Source organism: Streptomyces sp. HSG2 (assembly GCF_016598575.1).
In the GTDB taxonomy this organism is placed as follows: domain Bacteria; phylum Actinomycetota; class Actinomycetes; order Streptomycetales; family Streptomycetaceae; genus Streptomyces.
Map to the genome: position 1 here is coordinate 1,531,130 of NZ_CP066801.1, position 21,695 is coordinate 1,552,824.

Consider the following 21,695-nt stretch of genomic DNA (forward strand, 5'->3'; position numbering starts at 1 on the left):
CTTTGATCAACCCCTTTGACCTGCGGTTTCCTTGATCGCCTGGTCTTGCAGTCCGCACCCGGTCCGCAGTCCGCCGAGAACGGCGCCCATGGCGGACCGGGTGCGGTCATCTTCGCTCGACCAGAGATGGGCGTTGATCCGCAGCGTGACGACAGCGGAGGCGTGGCCGAGGACGAGCTGGACCTGCTCGACGCTCGCTCCGCGAGGACGTCGCCCGCCGCCCGCCGCCACAAGTCGTCGAGTTCGGCCTTGTCCCGGTCGCTGTTGGTGGAGACGATCACCGCCCCGTCACAGGCCACGACCCGGGACAACTCCCTGACCGCCCGCGGGATGCCCGGGACGTGGTACAGCGTGTGTGGCGCCGGGGCCGCGTCCACACTCGCCGTGGCCAACGGCAGACGGGTGGCATTCGCCACGGCGACCGGGCCGGTCACGCCGTCGAGGATGCCGGGGGCGATGTCCAGTCCGAGCAGGGCCGGCTCGGGCCGATCGTCGCGAAGCCACTGGTTGAATTCACCCTTGCCGCAGCCGATATCGACCGCACGCCCGCGTAGGCACGTCTTGCTCCCGGCGGAACGACGGGCGTCGGTCAGCTCGGCGAGTCGCAGGGGTCCCGCCACATCGGCCACATCAACGGCCCGTCCGGGAGCCGCAGTGGGCCGCCGACGAGATGGAACCCGAGACGCGCGTACAGGTCACGGCTGCGCGTGGTGCTCGCCTCCAGGTAGGCGGGGAGCCCACCCCGGTCGCAGCGGTCGAGGGCCGACTCGACCAGTGCCGTGCCGAGGCCCGCGCCCTGCCGACCCGGCTCGACACCGAGCATCCACAGATAGGCGTGCGGGCGATCGTCGGGATGGACCTCGGCTGTCAACCGACCGATCAACTCGACGCGTTCGTTGTCCGGATCGACGGCCTGACGGATCCGGGAAGGCCCCTCGTCGGGAATGACCTCCTCACGGTCCTCGACGGTCATCTGCAACCAGAGAGCGCAGGCGGACCCGTCCGCGGTGAGATCGACACGACCCTCGGCGAGAGCGACGTCGGTGAGCGCGGCCATCAGCCGGTGATGCGTCGCACGCCGATGGACCTCGTCAGGGAAGACCCAACCGCTGACCGGGTCGTCCAGGAAGGCGCGGTCCAGCAGTCGCACGACCACGTCGCGATCGTCCCCGCCGGCCGTGCGTATCGCCGCTCCCATGTTCCGCCCCATCTCCTCAACTGCCCCCAGAATGGTGGTCGTTGCCAGCCTATCCGGATGCCGGGGCGAGGAGGCGGGCCCCGCACACCGTGGGGAAGTGCGGGGCCCGCCGATACCCGGTGCGTTTCGGCCGGCCCCGAGAGGAGGCCGTGCCGGACGCGTCGGGTGGTCAGATATCGCGCCGGGTGACGAATTCGGCCAAGGCGAGCAGGCCGTCGGCGGCCTCGGGCACGGGCACCGCCCGGGACAGCTCGTCCACCGCCCGAGCCATGCGATCCGCCGCCTGGGTCTGGGCCCAGTCCCTCCCGCCGGCGCGTTCCACGAGCGACGCCATGTGTTCCAGGTCCTCCTCCTGTCGGTGGGGGCGGCCGTAGGACTCGGCGAGTTCGCGCCCCGCCGGGGTCCCGGAGGTGAGCGCGGCCACCACGGGAAGCGACTTCTTGCGAGCGGCGAGATCCGCACCCGCCGGCTTGCCGGTCCTGCGCGGGTCCCCCCATATCCCGATGACGTCGTCGATCAGCTGGAAGGCCAGCCCGGCCTCACGGCCGAACGCGTCCAGGGCGTCCACGTCCTCCTCCGTCGCCCCGGTGTAGAGCGCGCCGAGGGCACAGGCACAGCCGAGCAGCGCCCCGGTCTTGGCCTCCGCCATCGCCAGCGTCTCGTCGAGCGTGACCTCGCGCGGGTCCCGGCGCTCCATGGCCGTGTCGGCCTGTTGTCCAGCGCACAACTCGATGACGCAGTCGGCCAGCCGCACGGCCGCCACCCGTGACACCGGGTGCGAATCCGCCGTGAGCAGCCTCTGGGCCAACGCCTGGAGGGCGTCGCCGGCGAGAATGGCGTCGGCGTCACCGAACACCGTCCACGCCGTGGGCCGGTGTCGACGGGTGGTGTCACGGTCCATGACATCGTCGTGGAGCAGGGTGAAGTTGTGCACGAGCTCCACCGCGACGGCCGCCGGCACGGCGGACTCCCTGGCTTCGCCGCCGCCGAGCGCCTCGGCCGAGGCGAGAACCAGCGCGGGCCTGATGGCCTTGCCGGATCCCCCACCGCTCGCGGAGCCGTCCGCCTCCCGCCAACCGAAGTGGTGCCGGGCCACGCGCCGGAGCCCCGCGGGCAGCGAGTCGACCGCGGCGCGCAGACGAGGATCCACCGCCGCCCGAGCTCTGTGGAGCAGGGTCCCCGCCCCGCTCTCCTCGGGCGCGTCCCGCCCCGTCGCCCGTGGGCGAGCGAAGCCGCCCTCGCGGTCGAGGGTGCCCACGAGACCCGGCGGGCCGTCGGCGCGCGACGGGTCGGTGGCGCGGTGCCGAGTCTCCGTCATGGACTCACCTCACCCGTCGGGCCGCCTCGGTATCCCGGGGTGTACCCGCCCGGACGGGCGGGGACACCGGGTACGCGACGAAAGGTCACCGCCAGCGGCCGATCTCGACGTTCTCCAGCACGCCCAGCGCGTCCGGCACCAGGACCGCCGCCGAGTAGTACGTCGTCACCAGGTATTTGATGACGGCCTGCTCGTTGATGCCCATGAAGCGCACCGACAGACTCGGCTCGATCTCGTCGGGGATGCCGGTGGCACGCAGCCCGATGACGCCCTGCTCGCTCTCGCCGGTACGCATCGCGATGATCGAGGAGGTGCGGGCCTCGGTCACCGGGATCTTGTTGCAGGGGAAGAACGGCACACCCCGCCAGGTCGGAATGCGGCTGCCGCCGACGTCGATGGTCTCCGGGACGAGACCGCGCCGGTTCAGCTCACGACCGAAGGCGGCGATGGCCCGGGGGTGGGCCAGGAAGAGTTTGGTGCCGCGCCTTCGGCTGAGCAGTTCGTCCATGTCGTCGGGGCCGGGCACCCCGTCGTGGGGCTGGATTCGCTGGTCGTACTCGCAGTTGTGGAGCAGACCGAAGTCGCGGTTGTTGATCAGCTCGTGCTCCTGGCGCTCCTTCAGCGCCTCCACCGTGAGCCGGATCTGCTGCTCCGTCTGGTTCATGGGCTGGTTGTAGAGATCCGCCACACGCGTGTGGATACGCAGCACCGTCTGGGCGACGCTCAGCTCGTACTCGCGCGGACGGGCCTCGTAGTCGACGAAGGTGTGCGGGATGTCCGGCTCTCCCGTGTGGCCGGCGGCGAGATCGATCTCCTTCTCACCGTGCTTGTTGGTGCGCTGCTCCGGGATCGCGCGCTGAGATCCGAGGTGCGCGCTCAGGGTCTCCGAGGCGTCGGCGACGCGGTCCACCTCGGCACGGGAGAGCACCAGCACCGTGCAGGCCGTCGCCGCCCGGGCGGTGTACTCCCAGATCGCGTCCCCGTCCAGGAGAGCACGCTCCCCGAAGTAGGAGCCGTCCGCGAGAACCCCCAGGACGGCGTCGTCGCCGTAGGGCCCCGTGCCGATCTTCTCCACCCTGCCGTGGGCCAGCAGGTAGACGCAGTCGGTACGGCCACCGAAGGAGGCGATCACCTCGCCCGGCCCGAACGTCCGCTGCTCGCAGCGGCCGGCGAGCTCGGACAGGACCTCCTCGTCGTCGTACGTGCGCAGCGCGGGCAACTCGCCCAGCTCCGCGGGGATCACCTCGACGCGATCGCCCGTCTTCACGAACGTGACCCGGCCGTCCCCCACGGCGAAGGTCAGTCGCCGGTTGACCCGGTACGTACCGCCCTGGATGTCCGTCCACGGCAGCATGCGGAGCAGCCAACGGGAGCTGATCTCCTGCATCTGCGGCACGGACTTGGTGGTGGTGGCCAGGTTCCGCGCCGCGGCCGTGCCCAGGCTCTGCTGCGCCGAGGTCTGCTCGGTGCGGATCTCTTCGCCTACCGACATATGGAATTGCCCTCCCGCTCATGCCGGAACGCGTCCGCGTCCGGCATTCGATGTGCAGGGACAGCCTTTCTCACGGAGCGTGCCGGTGCTATTACCCGAAAGAGGGGGAATGGATCACGGCCGTCCTGGGCATGAGGCATACCCGCGCGGCTACCGCGGCGCCCGGCGAGGCGGGCGAACGCGCGCCACGAGCGCGCCGGGGGGAGAGCGAGCCCGACGACACCCGAGAATGGTCCGATGGTCACACCGCACTTCTCGCACCCGCGGCTGCCCTCACCTCTGCGGGAGGTGCGGGACCCGCGCTTCGAGCGGCACGGTGTCCGCCTGCTCCTCAAGCGTGACGACCTGATCCACCCCGAGCTGATCGGCAACAAGTGGCGCAAGCTCGCCCCGAACCTGGACGAGGCGGCCGGCCGGCCGATCCTCACCTTCGGCGGCGCGTACTCCAACCACCTGCGCGCCACGGCGACGGCGGGACGCTTGCTGGGGGTACCGACCATCGGCGTGGTCCGCGGCGACGAACTGGCGAACCGCCCTCCCAACGCCTCCCTGGCACGCTGCCTCGACGACGGGATGCGGCTGCGCTACCTCGACCGGACGACCTACCGACGCAAGACCGACCCCGACGTGCTGGCGGCGATCGTGGACTCCTGCGGCGTCGCCGACGCCTTCGTCCTGCCCGAGGGGGGTAGCAACACCGCCGCCGTGCGGGGTTGCCGGACGCTGGGCGAGGAGCTGAGGGGCCTGGCGGACGTCGCGGCCGTGGCGTGCGGGACCGGCGGCACCCTGGCCGGGCTCGCCGCCGGACTCGCGCCGGACCAGCGGGCCCTCGGCGTCTCCGTGCTCCGGGGAGGCTTCCTGACCGGCGAGGTGGAACGCCTCCAGCGGGAGGCCTTCGGCGGGCCACGCGGGCGTTGGAGCGTCTCCGACCGCTTCCACGATGGCGGATACGGACGCCTCCCGCCCCGGCTCGACGCCTTCGCCGAGGACTTCGCCCGGCGCCACGGCACGCCGGTGGAGCGGGTCTACGTGGCCAAGACGCTCCACGCGTTGCTCCGTCTCACGGAGGAGGGGGCGTTCACGCCCGGTACCACCCTGGCCGCGATCATCACGGGACGTCCCTTCCCCTGACGCCCGTCGGGCCGGGTGCCGAGGGGTCGAGCCACCGGCCGCCCGGCACTCAGCCGACCTCCCGGTACACCGCCGCCTCCTCCAGGTCCAGCCGTCGCAGCAGGGTGCGGAGCATCTCGTCGTCGATGCGGCGTTCGTCCCGGAGTCGGACGAACACCTCGCGCTCGGTGCCGATCATCTCGCGCGACAGCCGCCGATAGGTGTCGTCGGCGGACTCCCCGGTGACCGGGTTCGACCGGCCGAACCGTTCCCAGACCGAGTCGCGGCGGCGCTCCACCACCTTCCGGAGGCGGTCGGCGAGCGGGCCCGGCAGGGCGTTCCGCTCGTCGCCGAGGAGTTCCTCCAGACGCCGCTCGGCGGCGCGCGACGCCTGGGCCTGGGCGTCGGCCTCCGCCAACGTGCGGGCGTCCTCGTCGCGCCCCGGGAGCCGCAGCAGCCGGATCAACGTCGGCAGGGTGACCCCCTGGACGACCAGCGTGCCGATGACGGTGGTGAACGCCAGGAACAGGACGAGGTCGCGCTGCGGGAAGGGCGCGCCGTCGTGCACGGTGAGCGGGATCGAGAAGGCGATGGCGAGCGACACCACGCCGCGCATGCCGGCCCAGGCCACGACGAAGGGGCCCTTCCACGTCGGGTTCGGCTCCCTGGCCCGGACCCCGGCCGACAACGCCCTGGGCAGGAAGGTCGCCGGGTAGACCCAGACGAACCGGGCGACCACCACCGCGAGGAAGAGGGCGAGCGCGTACCACGCGGCGGCGCCGACGCCGTAGCGGGCGCCGAGACCCTCGACGACGACCGGGAGTTGCAGGCCGATGAGGGCGAAGACGGACGACTCCAACACGAACGCCACCATCCTCCACACCGCCTCCTCCTGGAGCCGGAGGGCGAAGTCCACCTCCCACGCCCGGTGGGCGAGGTAGAGCGCGACCACGACCACCGCCAGCACCCCCGAGGCATGCACCCGTTCGGCGGCGGCGTAGGCGACGAACGGGACGAGCAGGGAGAAGGTGTTCTGGAGCAGCGGCTCTTTCACATGGGTGCGCAACCAGTGCAAGGGGACCATCAGCACCAGTCCGACGCCGACCCCACCGACGGCGGCCACCAGGAACTCCGCGATCCCACCCGCCCAGGTGGCCCCCTCGCCGACGGCGGCGGCCACGGCCACCCGGTAGGCGGTGATGGCGGTGGCGTCGTTCACCAGGGACTCGCCCTGGAGGATCGTGACGATCCGGGGCGGCAGCCCCACACGCCGGGCGACGGCCGTCGCGGCGACCGCGTCCGGCGGGGCCACCACGGCCCCGAAGACGAGTGCGGCGGCCAGGGGCAGTCCCGGCACGATCAGGTGCGCCGCCCAGCCGACGGCGAGGGTCGCGAAGAGCACGTAGCCCACGGAGAGCAGGGCGACCGGCCGCAGCTGGGCGCGGAGATCGAGGTAGGAGCTGTCGGTCGCGGCGGTGTGCAGCAAAGGGGGCAGCAGCAGTGGCAGCACGATGTCCGGGTCGAGGTCGTACGCCGGCACCCCGGGGACGTAGCTGACCGCCAGCCCGGCGGCGACCAGCGACAGTGGGGGCGGCACGCGGGTGCGTCGGGCCGCCACGGCGATGGCGGTGCTTCCGGCCACCAGGAGGAGCAGCGGCATCACGTCCATCGCCCTCGACCGCCTCGCTGTCCGCGCCGTCTTCCGCCCACCCGTCGTAACCTGGCACGCATGGAACAGTGCACGCACGTCGACGCGCTGCCGCGGCCGGAACCGGCGCCCCGGACGGGCACCTGCCCGGAGTGCCTGGCGGAGGGCACCGAGCCCGTCCAACTGAGGTTGTGCCTCACCTGCGGTCATGTGGGCTGCTGCGACTCGTCGCCGGGGCGACACGCCACACGCCACCACGTGGAGACCGCGCATCCGGTGATGCGCAGCCACGAACCCGGCGATCGGTGGCGGTGGTGCTATCCGGATCACAGGCTCGTATGACCCGTGTTCCGGACGGTTCGACCCCTCGACGGCTGGGTACGTCAACCCGGCGCGCGCTCTTCCGATTTGAGCCCGCCCACCCCCTAGCCACTGTACGTGTTCAGGTGTTTACTATGCGTGACGGCAAGGGGTTGGGGTCTCGGGGACAGGAAGTTCGGAGCGCGGTAACGTCACGGTTGAACCACCTATCGCGCCACCGCGTTACCCGAGGGGCGACCCTCGACCTTGACATGCTTGTACCACCTTGGAGGTGAGGGTGTCCCAGATCGCAGGCGAGCCCGCGACCCAGGACTTCGTGGAAGTCCGGCTGCCGGCCGCGGGTGCCTACCTGTCGGTGCTGCGTACGGCGACGGCCGGCCTCGCGGCCCGTTTGGACTTCACCCTCGACGAGATCGAGGATCTTCGCATCGCGGTCGACGAGGCCTGCGCGATCCTGTTGCAGCAGGCCGTGCCCGGCTCGGTCCTGAGCTGCGTCTTCCGCCTCATCGACGACTCGCTCGAGGTCACCGTCTCGGCTCCGACCACGGACGGCCACGCCCCCTCGCGGGACACCTTCGCCTGGACGGTCCTCTCCGCGCTGGCGGGGAAGGTCTCCTCGGCCGTGGACGAGGACCGGACCGTGTCGATAAGCCTCTACAAGCAGCGCGGCGCGGGACCCGGGCCGGCGTGAGGGACGGGGGACGGTCCGGTGCGTGACGAAGAGCGCGGCGCACGCGGGACGCCCGCCGAGGGCAGCCGCCCGCGAGGCGGGGCCGGGCGGGCTCCGGACGGCTTCGACGCCATCCCCGAGCAGGCCCGGCCACACCCCGAGGACTCCTCGGAGTCGCCGCCGGGGGCGGAGGAGCCCCGCGTCGACGGCGGACCCCCGTCCACTCGGCCCGACCGGCCGGAGGCCAGGGCCCCGGGAAGGCGTACGGGCGACAGGACGGCCGAGCACGAGAGGAACCCGGAGGAGCGCGGGCCGCGCGCGCGGTTCTCCCCCGCCTCCCGCCACGACCCGCGAGAGCGCGGCAACGCCCGCGCCCTCTTCACGGAACTGCGCGGGTTGCCCAAGGACAGTCCCGAGTACGCGCGACTGCGCAACCGGCTGGTGCGCATGCACCTGCCGCTCGTGGAGCACCTCGCCCGCCGCTTCCGCAACCGCGGCGAGCCCTTGGACGACCTCACCCAGGTCGCCACGATCGGGCTGATCAAGTCGGTCGACCGTTTCGACCCGGACCGGGGTGTGGAGTTCTCCACGTACGCGACACCGACCGTCGTGGGCGAGATCAAGCGACACTTCCGGGACAAGGGCTGGGCGGTCCGGGTGCCGCGCCGGCTGCAGGAGCTTCGGCTCGCGCTGACGACGGCGACCGCGGAGCTCTCGCAGTTGCACGGCCGCTCCCCCACGGTCCACGAGCTGGCGGAGCGGCTCGGGATCTCCGAGGAGGAGGTCTTGGAGGGCCTGGAGTCGGCCAACGCCTACTCCACGCTGTCCCTGGACGTGCCCGACACCGACGACGAGTCGCCGGCCGTCGCCGACACGCTGGGCGCGGAGGACGAGGCGCTGGAAGGAGTGGAGTACCGGGAGTCGCTCAAGCCACTGCTGGAGGATCTCCCTCCCCGGGAGAAGCGCATCCTGCTGCTGCGGTTCTTCGGCAACATGACCCAGTCCCAGATCGCGCAGGAGGTCGGGATCTCCCAGATGCACGTGTCTCGCCTGCTGGCCCGCACCCTGGCCCAGCTCCGGGAGAAGCTGCTGGTCGAGGAGTAGCCGCGGGAGGGTGTCGGGTCCCCGCCCGGTCCGCGCCTCGTCGAGGTGGGGCGCCCGGCGCGTCGGGGGAGGCGTCGCACCGCGGCGGCGGAAGACAGACGGGCCCCCCTCGGGCGGCCGACGCGACCGCCGAGCCCCGCCCCTAGCCTCGCTCCCGGCCCGGACCCCGGATGTCGAGAGCCCGGGTGGTCTCCGGATTGACCAGGAGCACCAGGGCCGTCACGGCGACGACACCGAGCACGATCCCCGCCGGGATGGCGACGCTGTCGGCCTGGAGGAGGTTGTAGGCCACGGGCAGCGCGAGGAGCTGGGTGATCACCGCGGGGCCCCGGCTCCAGCCCCGTCGAGCCAGCAGGCCGCGCGCGGCGAGCAGCGGAAGCAACGCGAGGACGATCAGGGTGACCCCTCCGGTGACGGCGGCCGTTGCGTCGTCGGCGTGATCGCCGAACACCGTGGCGAGCATCCACCCGCCGCCGACCAGGAGCGCCAGCCCCTCCAGTCCGGCGAGCGCGGCGACCGCCGTGAGCCGTCCCGGGCGGGGTTCGGGGAGCGCGGTGGGGGAGTCGTCGCGCTCGTGGGCGGAGGTCTGCTCGCTGGTCACCTCTGCAGGGTAGCCCGGGCGGGCTTGGGACCGGACCGGCGCCCGATGGAGCGGAATATCCGATTCCCGGCCTCGCCCGGGATCGAGTACCGCCCGGTAGGTACCCTGCAACCCATGCGCGCTCTCCTCGTGATCAATCCCGCCGCCACCACCACGAGTGCGCGTACCCGAGACGTCCTGGTCCACGCCTTGGCCAGCGAGATGAAGCTGGAGGCGGTGACGACCCAGTACCGGGGGCACGCGCGGGACCTCGGCCGGCGGGCGGCGGAGGCGGCCGACGTCGACCTGGTGGTGGCCCTGGGGGGCGACGGCACGGTCAACGAGGTGGTGAACGGCCTCCTGCACGCCGGCCCTGCGCCCGCACGCCTGCCCGGGCTCGCGGTGGTCCCCGGGGGTTCCACCAACGTCTTCGCCCGGGCCCTGGGGCTTCCCAATCACGCGGTCGAGGCCACCGGCGCCCTTCTGGACGCGCTGCGCGAGGGGCGAGAACGGACCGTGGGACTGGGGTTGGCCTCCGGAACGCCGGGCTCGCGGGACGAGAACGTCCCAGCGCGCTGGTTCACCTTCAACGCGGGTCTGGGATTCGACGCCGGCGTGGTGGGTCGGGTCGAACAGCACCGCGAGCGTGGCACGAAGTCGACGCACGCCCTCTACGTGCGCCAGGTGATGCGGCAGTTGCTGGGCGAGCCACACCGCCGGGGCGGGACCATCACGCTGGAACGCGCGGGCGCGGAGCCGGTGGCGGATCTGGTGGTGTCCATAGTCTCCAACACCTCCCCGTGGACCTTCCTGGGAAACCGACCGATCTACGCCTCCCCCGCCGCCGACTTCGACACCGGCCTCGACCTGTTCGGCCTCAGCCGGCTGTCCACGGCCGCGGTCGCCCGCTACGGCGCGCAGTTGCTCGCTTCGTCCCCCTCGCGCGGCCCGCGCGGCAGGCATGCCGTCTCCCTGCACGACCTGGACGAGTTCACCTTGCATTCCAAGGCCCCGCTCCCCCTTCAGATGGACGGCGACCACCTGGGGCTGCGAACCAGCGTGACGTTCACAGGCGTTCGCCGTGCACTGCGTGTGATTGTGTGAGTAGAAGAGGCGAAAGACCTTTCAGTCGAACGTTTAGGCCAGGGTCCACCCCATGGAATTACGGCTGTGACCTACCCGACACCGAAGAATCAAAAAAAACTTTCCGGAAGGGGTTGTATCCGCCGCCGAGGTTTGCGAGTCTCTACGTGGCGATCGGGACGGCCCGCGGGATCGGCCTCCACAGATCACCAGAATCCCTCTCATGTCACAGGACTACGCCGGTTACCGGCAGTAGCCCCTTCCCTTGTTGGGGGATTCGTGAAAGCGTTCACATTCACAAGCAGTTGCACGTAACACCAAGGAGAGGTAGCAGCCATGGACTGGCGTCACCGCGCCGTTTGCCGCGAGGAAGACCCCGAGCTCTTCTTCCCCATCGGCAACACCGGTCCTGCGCTGCTGCAGATCGAGGAAGCCAAGGCCGTCTGCCGTCGCTGCCCGGTTGTCGAGCAGTGCCTGCAGTGGGCGCTCGAATCCGGTCAGGACTCGGGCGTCTGGGGTGGTCTCAGCGAGGACGAGCGTCGCGCCATGAAGCGCCGCGCCGCCCGCAACCGGGCCCGTCAGGCTTCGGCCTGACCCACCCCGCCGCCCCTAAGGCAGCCTGAGCTTGGCGGCGCGTCAGCCTCCCCACGCCGGTCCGCGGACCATGTGAGGCCGCCCCCGCCCCCGTGTCGCAGCGCGCAGTACCCTCAACGCGCAGCTTGAAGCAGCGAGCATCGGCCCCGGATCACCCCAGATCCGGGGCCCTTTGCTGCCCGGAGGCGGGCACGGGCCCTTCACGGGGATTGGGACCCCGCGGCCCGCGTCCCCGCTCCCGGCTACTCGCGCGCGGGGATCGGGATGTCCAGGATGACGCGGGTCCCGGCCCCCGGCGCCGGGATCATGTCGAAGCTCCCGCCCAGCTCCCCTTCCACCAGGGTCCGCACGATCTGCAGACCGAGGTTGCCGGCGCGGCGCGGATCGAAGTCCTCGGGCAACCCCGAGCCGTCGTCCTGCACCGTCACCAGCAGGCGCGCCTCCTTCGCCGTCCCGCCGCGGACCGCGGAGACCTCGACCGTGCCGGTGTCACCGCCCCGGAACCCGTGCTCCATGGCGTTCTGCAGGACCTCGGTCAGGACCATCGACAGCGGGGTGGCCACCTCGGCGTCCAGGATTCCGAAGCGGCCCGCGCGCCGGGTGTCGACCGCGCCCGGCGCGATCTCCGCGACCATGGCCAGCACCCGGTCGGCGATGACGTCGAACTCCACGCGCTCGTCGAGGTTCTGGGAGAGCGTCTCGTGCACGATGGCGATCGAACCCACCCGGCGCACCGCCTCCTCCAGGGCCTCTCGGCCGCGCTCGGATCCGATGCGACGGGCCTGGAGGCGCAACAGGGCCGCCACCGTCTGCAGATTGTTCTTGACTCGGTGGTGGATCTCCCGGATCGTGGCGTCCTTGGTGATCAACTCACGTTCTCGGCGGCGCAGTTCGGTCACGTCTCGCAGCAGGACCAGCGCCCCGATCCGCGTGCTCTTCGGCTTCAGGGGGATCGCCCGGAACTGGATCACCCCGTCGTTGGCCTCGATCTCGAACTCGCGCGGCGCCCAGCCGCTGGCGAGCTTGGCCAACGCCTCGTCCACCGGGCCTCGGCTCGGCGCCAGTTCGGCGGTGGTGGCCCCGAGGTGGTGGCCGACCAGATCGGCCGCGAGCCCCATACGGTGATAGGCGGACAAGGCGTTCGGCGAGGCGTACTGGACGAGACCGTCGGCGTCCACTCGGATCAGGCCGTCCCCGACGCGAGGGGACGCCCCCATGTCGAGTTGCTGGTTCTCGAACGGGAACGCGCCGGCCGCGATCATCTGGGCCAGATCCGAGGCGCTCTGCAGATAGGTCAGTTCGAGGCGGCTGGGCGTTCGCACGGTGAGCAGGTTGGTGTTCCTGGCGATCACACCGAGCACCCTCCCCTGGCGCCTCACGGGGATGGACTCGACGCGCACCGGAACCTCCTCACGCCACTCGGGATCTCCCTCGCGCACGATTCGCCCCTCGTCGAGCGCCACGTCCAACATCGGTCGCCGGCCTCGGGGCACCAGGTGGCCGACCATGTCGTCCTGGTAGGAGGTGGGGCCGGTGTTGGGGCGCATCTGGGCGATGGAGACGTAGCGAGCGCCGTCACGGGTGGGAACCCACAGGACGAGGTCCGCGAAGGAGAGGTCGGAGAGGAGCTGCCACTCCGACACCAGCAGGTGGAGCCACTCGAGGTCGGAGGCGTCGAGGGCGGTGTGCTGGCGGACCAGTTCGTTCATGGAGGGCACGGGGGGGAGCGTACCCGCAGGCCCCGACGGTGCCCGGAGGCCGAGACGCCCGCCGACCCCGACCCGCGAGCGGGGACGGGACACCCGCGGGCCGCGGCGCCGTGGAGGGACCCTCGACCCTCGCGACACCGCGACCCGGAGCGGCACGGCCGACGGTGTGCGGTGCCGGTCGGCCGAAGGTCGAGGAACCGGGACGCCGGGACGGGCCCCGTTCCTCGTCCGCCTTCCCTCGCGGGGAGGGCGGAGGTCTTTGACGGCCTTCGCACCGCACATTGTGAACCGGACCCGGACCGCTGTCCATGCCGCGGAGGCTCGGGGGCGGCCGGACACCGGGGAGACCCCGCGCGATCCCGTGGGAAGGTGCCCCGTGGAGCCGCCCGACCGCGTCGACGAGCCCCGGGGTGTGAGCGACGCGCCGGGCGGCCGAGCGAGCCCGGGCGTTCCTCGGGCGACAGGCCGGAACCCGGACCGTCGCCGGCGGATTCGCCGCTCGCCACGCCGCTGGTAAATTGGTCTACACCACACACCCGCCGGTCTTCCCGGCCCCGATCGGAAGGGGCGGTCCCCCGTGGAAGTCGTCATCGTCGCGGACGCACGGTCCGGCGGCGACCTGGTCGCCGAGGCCGTCGCGAGCCTGATCGACCGCAGACCCGACGCGCTGCTCGGGGTGGCGACCGGATCGACCCCCGCGCCCGTCTACGAGGCGCTGGCCGCCCGGGCGCGATCCGGAAGGGTGGACACCAAGGCCCTCCGCATCGCCCAACTCGACGAGTACGTGGGCCTGCCGCCCGAGCATCCGGAGTCCTACCGCGCGGTGATCCGGCGTGAGGTGCTGGAGCCCCTCGGGCTCGACGACGACGCCTTCCTCGGCCCCGACGGCATGGCAGCCGACCTGTCCGAGGCCTGCTCGGCCTACGACCGGGCGCTGGCCGCGGCCGGCGGCGTCGATCTCCAACTGCTCGGCATCGGCACCGACGGTCACATCGGCTTCAACGAACCCTGTTCCTCACTGGCGTCCCGGACCAGGATCAAGACCCTGACCCGCCGGACCCGACGGGACAACGCGCGCTTCTTCGACGACGACGAGGAACGGGTGCCGCGCCACGTGATCACCCAGGGCGTCGGCACCATACTGGAGGCGCGGCACCTGGTGCTGTTCGCCACGGGCGAGGGCAAGGCGGAGGCCGTCGCGGCCGCGGTGGAGGGCCCGGTGTCCGCGGCCTGCCCCGCTTCCGCGCTCCAACTGCATCCGCACGCCACCATCGTCGTCGACGAGGCGGCGGCCTCCGCGCTGACACGCGCCGACTACTTCCGGCAGGCCTACGCGGCCAAACCCGACTGGCAGGGACTCTGAGCCCGCGACCGCGGGCGGCCGACGCCCTCGTGTCGTGCCGGGGGCGTCGGCCGCCGGCGCACGGACCGGCCGTCGGGCGCCGGTCCCGGCCGACCGGCCTCACCCGCCCGACGCGGGTCCACCCCACCCCACGGCCTCGACCGGGGGTCTCCTCGGAGGTGAACGTTGAGCACCGAGCCCAAGGACGAGGAGGGCGCGCGGGAAGACCGAACGGCCCGCGTCCCCAAGTACTACCGACTCAAGGAGCACGTGGTCCGGCTGACCGAGTCCCAGGCGCCGGACACGCCCGTTCCGCCCGAGCGCGCTCTCGCCGCGGCGTTCGGCACCTCCCGCACGACGGTCCGGCAGGCGCTGCGGGAACTGGTGGTCGAGGGGCGCCTCCGACGGGTCCAGGGCAAGGGCACGTTCGTCGCCAGGCCCAAGGTCTCGCAGACACTGGGCCTCACGTCCTCCACCGATGACATGCGCGCCCAGGGGCGGGAACCCGCGGTCCGGCTGCTCACCGCGGAACACGTGGCGGCCGACGAGCGGTTGGCCGCGTTGCTGGACCTCCCCCCGGGGGGCCGGGTGCTCCGTGTCGAGCGCCTGCGGTCGGTCGACGGTGAACCGATGGCCGTCGAGGTCACCCACCTGGGCGCGGAGCGGTTCCCCTCGCTGCGAGACGAACTGGCCCGGGGCGCCTCGCTCTACACGGCGCTGCGCGAGGTGCACGGGGTCCGGCTCACCGACGCCGAGGAGACGATCGAGACGGCACCGGCGAGCCCGCGCGAGGCGGGCCTCCTCGGCACCGACGTGGGTCTGCCGATGCTGTCGCTCTCCCGCCACTCCTTCGACGAACGAGGACGAGCCGTGGAGTGGACGCGATCGGTCTACCGCGGGGACCGCTACAGGCTGGTGGCACGGCTGCGAGTCCCCACGCCGGAACCCTCCCGTCCCAAGAGCCCGGGTGGCGGGCACCGCGACGGCTGACGAGCCGGGGCCCGGGGCAGGCGCCCGGCGGGGGCGAGCCGGCGCGACGCGGCACCACCGGGCCCGCGCGCTCCCCCGACCCTCGGCGACGCCAACCCCGACGACGCACGGAGGCGGGAACTGTACCGGTATGCGGACAAGGGGTTCCGCTCCGCCGGCGCCATCCCCTACATTTCCCTGCGCATCGCACCCGGCGATCACCTAGGGGACGGAGAGCCGTCAGATGTCGCACACCCCGGGGGCCGACAGAGGGCCGACGGTGACGCCGACACGCGTCGTCGTCGGTGTCTGTCTCGCCGCACCGTTCGTGGCCATGTTGTGGGTGGGTTCGTACGCCAGGGTCGACCCCCGCTTCGCCGGAATCCCGTTCTTCTACTGGTACCAGATGGCCTGGGTGGTCGTCTCCACCGCACTGACGATGGTCGCGTACCGACTCTGGCAGCGTGACCAGCGCGCCCGTCGCGGAGGTGCGCCGAAGTGAACGACGGCGTGAACGGCGTCGCGCTCGGCGTCTTCGTGTTCTTCTTCGTCCTCGTCACCGTCCTGGGCTTCCTCGCGGCTCGTTGGCGGCGCGCGGCCGACGAGAACAGTCTGGACGAGTGGGGGCTCGGCGGCCGTTCCTTCGGCACCTGGGTCACCTGGTTCCTGCTGGGTGGCGACCTGTACACCGCGTACACGTTCGTGGCCGTACCCGCGGCGATCTACGCGGCCGGCGCGGCCGGTTTCTTCGCCGTGCCGTACACCATCCTCGTCTATCCGTTGATCTTCACCTTCCTGCCGCGCCTCTGGTCGGTCTCGCATCGCCACGGATACGTGACGACCTCGGACTTCGTACGCGGCAGGTTCGGCTCCAGAGGGCTCTCCCTCGCGGTCGCGGTGACCGGGATCCTGGCGACGATGCCCTACATCGCGCTGCAACTCGTCGGCATCCAGGCCGTCCTCGACGTGATGGGGGTCGGTGGCGGGGAGGACACCCACTGGTTCGTCAAGGACCTGCCGCTGCTTGTCGCCTTCGGGGTCCTGGCGGCCTACACCTACTCGTCCGGCCTGCGCGCCCCGGCGCTGATCGCGTTCGTGAAGGACACGCTGATCTACGTCGTGATCGCGGTGGCCATCATCTACATCCCCATCAAGCTGGGCGGGTTCGGCGAGATCTTCGCGGCGGCCGAGGACAAGTTCGCCACCTCGGGCTCGGGCGGCCTCGTCCCGAGCGAGGCGGGCCAGTGGACGTACGCCACACTGGCGCTGGGTTCCGCGCTCGCGCTGTTCATGTATCCGCACTCGATCACCGCCACGCTGTCCTCCCGCAGCCGGGAGGTGATCCGTCGCAACACCACGATCCTGCCGCTGTACTCGGTGATGCTGGGCCTCCTCGCCCTGCTCGGCTTCATGGCCATCGCGGCCGGCGTCTCCGTGGACAACGGCCAGTTGGCGATCCCTCAGCTCTTCGAGAACATGTTCCCGTCCTGGTTCGCCGGCGTGGCCTTCGCCGCCATCGGGATCGGCGCGTTGGTGCCGGCCGCCATCATGTCGATCGCCGCGGCCAACCTCTTCACCCGCAACATCTACAAGGAGTTCGTCCGTCCCGACGCCGACGCGGCGGCCGAGACGCGGGTCTCCAAACTGGTGTCCCTCCTGGTCAAGGTGGGGGCGCTGGTGTTCGTCCTCGGTATGGACAAGACGGTCGCGATCAATTTCCAGTTGCTCGGCGGCATCTGGATCCTCCAGACCTTCCCCGCCCTGGTCGGTGGGTTGTTCACCCGTTGGTTCCACCGGTGGGCGCTGCTGGCCGGCTGGGCCGTCGGCATGCTGTACGGCACACTCGCCGCCTACGGGGTCTCCTCCCCCACGCGGGCCCACTTCGCCGGCTCGTCGGACCGTATCCCGGGGATCGGGGAGATCGGCTACATCGGACTCACGGCGTTCGCCCTGAACGCGGCGGTCACCGTGGCCCTGACACTGGTGTTCCGCGCCGTCAACGCCCCGGACGGCCACGACGAGACCCGCCCGGAGGACTACACGGCGGACGCGGGGGACCCGGGCGTCCGGGTCGAGTCGCCGCCGGCCACCGCGGGCTCCGCCCACTGACCGATCGCCGCCCGCGGAAAACCGGGTGCCCGCGGGCGGCGGCTCGGGCACACTGCCGCGATGGACATCGACATCCGGCGGGCATCGCCGGCCGAACACCTCGCTCTCGGCGAGATCACCACCCAGGCCTACCTGGTCGACGGACACCTCGATTTCGGTTCCGAGGACCCGTACCTGAGCAAGCTTCGGGACGTGGCCGGGCGGGCGGACTCCGCCGAGGTCCTCGTCGCCGTGGACGGGGCCGAACTGCTCGGCGGGGTGACCCTCGCCCTCGCCGGAGGACCGATGGCTGAGCTGGCGACCGAGGGCGAGGCCGAGATCCGCATGCTCGCCACCACCCCGGCGGCCCGCCGCCGCGGCGTCGGCGAGGCGCTCGTGCGCGCCTGCCTGGAGTCGGCCCGGGAGTCGGGCCGACTCCGCGTCGTCCTGTCGACCCAGCCGTCGATGCACGCCGCCCACCGGCTCTACGAACGACTGGGCTTCGTCCGCGCGCCGGGGCGGGACTGGAACCCGCTCCCGGAGCGCGACGGTTTTCGCCTGATCGTCTACGAGACGTCCGTGTGAGGGCGTGCGAGGCTCCACGCCGGCGGGCCGGAAGGCGGATCCAGGGCCCGTACACCGCGCCGGGACCGGGGCACGGGCCCCGCACGACCGGTCTCAATCGGCCTCCCGACGCGGGCCACCGCGACCCTCGTGGACACAACATCTGGGTGTGCCGTCGAGGCCCGACACAAGATGTATGCTCGTGCTCGCTGTCGCCGCAGGGGAATCCGGTGCGATTCCGGAGCTGTCCCGCAACGGTGTACCGGCGTGTCACCCGCGTCCCGGGATGCGCGCCCGGTCCAGTCCGAGGACCTGCCGACAGCACACCCGGTCGTCCCGACCGGGTGTCGAGACGACCGGGCCTCGTGGAGTGGGCCGGTGGACGCGGCGCCCCGCCGCGCCCGTGCCGCCGCGCTCCCCTTCGGGCCCCGTGCCGAGCGAGGGAGAGCCCCCACGTGACCATCGCGCCAGCCGACCCGGCTTCAGCGGCCCCGGCGACCGAGGAAGGCGACGGGCCCGGCACCGTGCTCCTCCGGACGCTGACCCGGCTGACGGCCGACCTCCCCGACGCCGACCCGGGGCGAGTGGCCGCCGCCGCGCTGCGCGGCCGGTCCGCCCGCGCCGACGAGGCCGAACTGCGCGAACTCGCCACCGAGGCGGCGGCCGGCCTGATCTCCGAGGATCCCGCCTACTCCCGGCTCGCCGCCCGGCTGCTCGTCATCGGCATCCGTGCCGAGGCCGCGTCCCAGGGCGTGGTCACCTTCACCGACTCCGTGGAGGTCGGGCACCGCGAGGGTCTGATCGGCGACCGGACCGCGGCGTTCGCCCGGCTGCACGCGGCGCGCCTGAACGACCTGGTCGACCCGGAGGCCGACGACCGCTTCGGCTACTTCGGCCTGCGCACCCTGTACAGCCGCTACCTGCTCCGGCATCCGGTCACCCGGAGCGTCGTCGAGACGCCACAGCACTTCCTGTTGCGGGTTGCCGCAGGCCTCGCCGAGGACGACAGCGCGCGCTCGGTGGAAGAGGTCGGTTCGCTCTACGGCCTGATGAGCCGATTGGACTACCTGCCCTCCTCCCCCACCCTCTTCAACTCGGGGACCCGGCATCCGCAGATGTCGTCCTGCTACCTCCTGGACTCCCCCAAGGACGAGCTGGACTCGATCTACGACCGGTATCACCAGGTGGCGCGCCTCTCCAAGCACGCCGGGGGCATCGGGCTCTCCTACTCCCGGATCCGCTCCCGAGGCTCGCTGATCCGGGGCACCAACGGGCATTCCAACGGCATCGTCCCGTTCCTGAAGACCCTGGACGCCTCCGTGGCCGCGGTGAACCAGGGCGGCCGGCGGAAGGGGGCCGCGGCGGTCTACCTGGAGACCTGGCACTCGGACATCGAGGAGTTCCTGGAGCTTCGCGACAACACCGGCGAGGACGCGCGCCGGACCCACAATCTCAACCTCGCGCACTGGATCCCGGACGAGTTCATGCGGCGGGTCGCCTCGGACGGCACCTGGTCGCTCTTCTCGCCCTCGGACGTGCCCGAGCTCGTCGATCTGTGGGGCGAGGAGTTCGACGCCGCCTACCGGGCGGCCGAGGCCGCCGGTTCGGCCCGCCGCACGCTGCCCGCCCGGGAGCTGTACGGGCGGATGATGCGGACCCTCGCGCAGACCGGCAACGGCTGGATGACCTTCAAGGACGCCGCCAACCGCACCGCCAACCAGACCGCCCGACCGGGACGTGTCGTCCACTCCTCCAACCTCTGCACGGAGATCCTGGAGGTCACCGACGACGACGAGACGGCCGTCTGCAACCTCGGCTCCGTCAATCTGGGCGCGTTCGTCGACGAGGCGGCCGGGGACATCGACTGGGAACGGCTCGACGCGACCGTCCGGACCGCCGTGACGTTCCTGGACCGCGTGGTCGACATCAACTTCTACCCGACCGAGCAGGCGGGCCGCTCGAACTCGCGCTGGAGGCCGGTGGGCCTGGGCGCCATGGGACTGCAGGACGTGTTCTTCCGACTGCGGCTCCCCTTCGACTCGCCGGAGGCGAAGGCACTGTCCACCCGGATCGCCGAGCGGGTCATGCTCGCCGCCTACGAGGCCTCCGCCGACCTGGCGGAACGCCACGGCCCCCTGCCCGCCTGGGAGGAGACGCGCACCGCGGACGGCGTGCTGCACCCCGACCACTACGACGTCGAGCGGGCCTGGCCCGATCGGTGGGCGGAGCTGCGCGAGCGGATCGCCTCCGTCGGGATGCGCAACTCGCTGTTGCTGGCGATCGCCCCGACCGCGACGATCGCGTCCATCGCCGGGGCCTACGAGTGTGTCGAGCCGCAGGTCTCGAACCTGTTCAAGCGCGAGACGCTCTCGGGCGAGTTCCTCCAGGTCAACTCCTACCTGGTGCGGGACCTCAAGCGGCTCGGGGTGTGGGACGCCCGGACCCGGGAGGCACTGCGCGAGGCGAACGGCTCGGTGCGGGAGTTCGCGTGGATCCCCGAGGAGGTGCGGGCGCTGTACCGCACGGCGTGGGAGATCCCCCAGCGCGCGCTGATCGACATGGCCGCCGAGCGAACGGCGTTCCTCGACCAGGCGCAGTCGCTCAACCTCTTCCTGGAGACGCCGACCATCGGCAAACTCTCCTCGATGTACGCCCACGCCTGGAAGTCGGGGCTGAAGACCACGTACTACCTGCGGTCTCGGCCCGCCACCCGGATCGCCCGCGCGGCCGGGGGCAGCGCCGGGGCCGCCGTCCCCGCGCCCACCAGGCGGGAGCCCGACCCCGAGGCCCTCGCCTGCTCCCTTGAGAACCCCGAGTCCTGCGAGGCATGCCAGTAATGAGCGACCGTCACCACCTGCTGGACCCGGGCTTCGAGCTGACGCTGAGGCCCATGCGCTACCCGGACTTCTACGAGCGCTACCGGGACGCCATCAAGAACACCTGGACGGTGGAGGAGGTCGACCTCCACTCGGACGTGGCGGACCTCGCGAAGCTGTCCGACGAGGAGAAGCACCTGATCGGCCGCCTCGTCGCCTTTTTCGCGACGGGGGACTCGATCGTCGCGAACAACCTGGTGCTGACGCTGTACAAGCACATCAACTCCCCGGAGGCGCGGCTCTACCTGAGCCGCCAACTGTTCGAGGAGGCCGTACACGTCCAGTTCTACCTGACACTGCTGGACACCTACCTCCCCGATCCGGAGGACCGGACCGCGGCCTTCGCCGCCGTGGAGAACATCCCCTCGATCCGGGAGAAGGCGGAGTTCTGCTTCCGCTGGATGGACTCGGTCGAGCGCCTGGACCGCCTGGAGAGCCGGGAGGACCGGCGTCGCTTCCTGCTGAACCTGATCTGCTTCGCCGCCTGCATCGAGGGCCTGTTCTTCTACGGCGCCTTCGCCTATGTGTACTGGTTCCGCGGCCGGGGGCTGCTGCACGGTCTGGCCACGGGCACCAACTGGGTGTTCCGGGACGAGTCCATGCACATGTCCTTCGCCTTCGACGTGGTCGACACCGTCCGCAAGGAGGAGCCGGACCTCTTCGACGACCGGCTCCGTGAGCAGGTCGTCGACATGCTGCGGGAAGCCGTGGAGGCGGAGTTGCAGTTCGCCCGCGACCTGTGCGGGGACGGCCTGCCGGGGATGAACACCGAGTCGATGCGGCAGTACCTGGAGTGCGTGGCCGACCAGCGGTTGACGCGGCTCGGCTTCGCCCCGGTGTACGGCTCGGAGAACCCGTTCTCCTTCATGGAACTCCAGGGTGTCCAGGAGCTGACCAACTTCTTCGAGCGGCGTCCGTCGGCCTACCAGGTGGCGGTGGAGGGCACCGTCGACCTGGACGAGGACTTCTGACCGGGAAGGTCGCGGAACCGCCCCCGTGCGGCGCGTGTCGCGGCGGGGGTCGCCCCCG

At 71.6% G+C, this 21,695-nt stretch carries 19 protein-coding genes, 2 pseudogenes and 1 riboswitch; of the genes and pseudogenes, 13 read left to right on the forward strand and 8 right to left on the reverse strand.

Annotated features, from left to right (window positions below; genetic code table 11):
- Positions 1-6 precede the first annotated feature (6 nt).
- The 5 genes and pseudogenes from JEK78_RS23755 to JEK78_RS06170 all read right to left on the reverse strand — a co-directional run.
- Positions 7-201, reverse strand: a pseudogene (locus tag JEK78_RS23755) (site-specific integrase); the annotation flags it as partial.
- A gap of 80 nt (positions 202-281) precedes the next feature.
- A pseudogene (locus JEK78_RS06155) lies at positions 282-629 on the reverse strand (methyltransferase domain-containing protein); the annotation flags it as partial.
- Entirely contained in the window at positions 590-1,198 is a 609-nt protein-coding gene (locus JEK78_RS06160; RefSeq protein ID WP_200263095.1) for a GNAT family N-acetyltransferase, read from the reverse strand. The pseudogene JEK78_RS06155 and the gene JEK78_RS06160, both read right to left, overlap by 40 nt.
- A gap of 169 nt (positions 1,199-1,367) precedes the next feature.
- Positions 1,368-2,516: a family 2 encapsulin nanocompartment cargo protein polyprenyl transferase gene (locus JEK78_RS06165; protein ID WP_200263096.1), complete on the reverse strand. Its 1,149-nt coding sequence runs from the start codon at positions 2,514-2,516 to the stop codon at positions 1,368-1,370.
- A gap of 85 nt (positions 2,517-2,601) precedes the next feature.
- Positions 2,602-4,008 (reverse strand): family 2B encapsulin nanocompartment shell protein, encoded by a 1,407-nt coding sequence (locus tag JEK78_RS06170; RefSeq protein WP_200263097.1) that lies wholly within the window; start codon positions 4,006-4,008, stop codon positions 2,602-2,604.
- Between the two features lie 237 nt (positions 4,009-4,245).
- Between JEK78_RS06170 and JEK78_RS06175 the strand changes: the two genes are divergently transcribed.
- Positions 4,246-5,139 (forward strand): pyridoxal-phosphate dependent enzyme, encoded by an 894-nt coding sequence (locus JEK78_RS06175; RefSeq protein ID WP_200263098.1) that lies wholly within the window; start codon positions 4,246-4,248, stop codon positions 5,137-5,139.
- Positions 5,140-5,188: 49 nt separating this feature from the next.
- On the opposite strand, the gene JEK78_RS06180 is transcribed toward JEK78_RS06175, so the two are convergent.
- The gene (locus tag JEK78_RS06180) at positions 5,189-6,787 is read right to left on the reverse strand and encodes a Na+/H+ antiporter (RefSeq protein WP_200263099.1); all 1,599 of its coding nucleotides are present in this window, start codon (positions 6,785-6,787) and stop codon (positions 5,189-5,191) included.
- A 60-nt stretch (positions 6,788-6,847) separates the two neighbouring features.
- Here JEK78_RS06180 and JEK78_RS06185 point away from each other — a divergent pair, with 60 nt between their 5' ends.
- The 3 genes from JEK78_RS06185 to JEK78_RS06195 all read left to right on the forward strand — a co-directional run bounded on the left by JEK78_RS06185 (position 6,848) and on the right by JEK78_RS06195 (position 8,861).
- Complete coding sequence (locus JEK78_RS06185; RefSeq protein ID WP_200263100.1) at positions 6,848-7,108, forward strand: UBP-type zinc finger domain-containing protein; 261 nt, start codon at positions 6,848-6,850, stop codon at positions 7,106-7,108.
- Positions 7,109-7,364: 256 nt separating this feature from the next.
- Positions 7,365-7,778 (forward strand): anti-sigma regulatory factor, encoded by a 414-nt coding sequence (locus JEK78_RS06190; protein ID WP_200263101.1) that lies wholly within the window; start codon positions 7,365-7,367, stop codon positions 7,776-7,778.
- Between the two features lie 18 nt (positions 7,779-7,796).
- On the forward strand, positions 7,797-8,861 hold the full coding sequence (locus JEK78_RS06195; protein ID WP_200263102.1) for an RNA polymerase sigma factor SigF: 1,065 nt from the start codon (positions 7,797-7,799) through the stop codon (positions 8,859-8,861).
- A gap of 142 nt (positions 8,862-9,003) precedes the next feature.
- On the opposite strand, the gene JEK78_RS06200 is transcribed toward JEK78_RS06195, so the two are convergent.
- Positions 9,004-9,462, reverse strand: coding sequence for a hypothetical protein (locus JEK78_RS06200; protein WP_200263103.1), 459 nt, complete (start codon positions 9,460-9,462; stop codon positions 9,004-9,006).
- Between the two features lie 114 nt (positions 9,463-9,576).
- On the opposite strand from JEK78_RS06200, the gene JEK78_RS06205 reads away from it, so the two are divergent.
- Positions 9,577-10,545 carry a diacylglycerol kinase family protein gene (locus JEK78_RS06205; RefSeq protein ID WP_200263104.1) on the forward strand — a complete coding sequence of 323 codons (969 nt, stop codon included), beginning with the start codon at positions 9,577-9,579 and terminating at the stop codon, positions 10,543-10,545.
- Between the two features lie 315 nt (positions 10,546-10,860).
- Entirely contained in the window at positions 10,861-11,118 is a 258-nt protein-coding gene (locus JEK78_RS06210) for a WhiB family transcriptional regulator (protein ID WP_200263105.1), read from the forward strand.
- Positions 11,119-11,360: 242 nt separating this feature from the next.
- On the opposite strand, the gene JEK78_RS06215 is transcribed toward JEK78_RS06210, so the two are convergent.
- Entirely contained in the window at positions 11,361-12,827 is a 1,467-nt protein-coding gene (locus tag JEK78_RS06215) for a PAS domain-containing sensor histidine kinase (RefSeq protein ID WP_200264016.1), read from the reverse strand.
- A 577-nt stretch (positions 12,828-13,404) separates the two neighbouring features.
- Here JEK78_RS06215 and nagB point away from each other — a divergent pair.
- From nagB to JEK78_RS06250, 7 genes are all read left to right on the forward strand, one after another.
- Complete coding sequence (gene nagB, locus JEK78_RS06220; protein ID WP_200263106.1) at positions 13,405-14,190, forward strand: glucosamine-6-phosphate deaminase; 786 nt, start codon at positions 13,405-13,407, stop codon at positions 14,188-14,190.
- A gap of 165 nt (positions 14,191-14,355) precedes the next feature.
- Positions 14,356-15,159 (forward strand): GntR family transcriptional regulator, encoded by an 804-nt coding sequence (locus tag JEK78_RS06225; protein WP_200263107.1) that lies wholly within the window; start codon positions 14,356-14,358, stop codon positions 15,157-15,159.
- A 223-nt stretch (positions 15,160-15,382) separates the two neighbouring features.
- Positions 15,383-15,640, forward strand: coding sequence for a DUF3311 domain-containing protein (locus JEK78_RS06230; RefSeq protein WP_200263108.1), 258 nt, complete (start codon positions 15,383-15,385; stop codon positions 15,638-15,640).
- Positions 15,637-17,247, forward strand: coding sequence for a sodium:solute symporter family protein (locus tag JEK78_RS06235; RefSeq protein WP_200263109.1), 1,611 nt, complete (start codon positions 15,637-15,639; stop codon positions 17,245-17,247). Before JEK78_RS06230 ends, JEK78_RS06235 begins: the two co-directional genes overlap by 4 nt.
- 60 nt (positions 17,248-17,307) lie before the next feature.
- Positions 17,308-17,811, forward strand: a complete 504-nt coding sequence (locus JEK78_RS06240) for a GNAT family N-acetyltransferase (protein ID WP_200263110.1) — start codon at positions 17,308-17,310, stop codon at positions 17,809-17,811.
- A gap of 162 nt (positions 17,812-17,973) precedes the next feature.
- Positions 17,974-18,125, forward strand: a riboswitch (cobalamin riboswitch).
- Between the two features lie 120 nt (positions 18,126-18,245).
- On the forward strand, positions 18,246-20,627 hold the full coding sequence (locus tag JEK78_RS06245) for a ribonucleoside-diphosphate reductase subunit alpha (protein WP_200263111.1): 2,382 nt from the start codon (positions 18,246-18,248) through the stop codon (positions 20,625-20,627).
- Positions 20,618-21,637 carry a ribonucleotide-diphosphate reductase subunit beta gene (locus tag JEK78_RS06250; RefSeq protein WP_200263112.1) on the forward strand — a complete coding sequence of 340 codons (1,020 nt, stop codon included), beginning with the start codon at positions 20,618-20,620 and terminating at the stop codon, positions 21,635-21,637. The genes JEK78_RS06245 and JEK78_RS06250 overlap by 10 nt, the downstream gene beginning before the upstream one ends.
- The last annotated feature ends 58 nt before the right edge of the window (positions 21,638-21,695 follow it).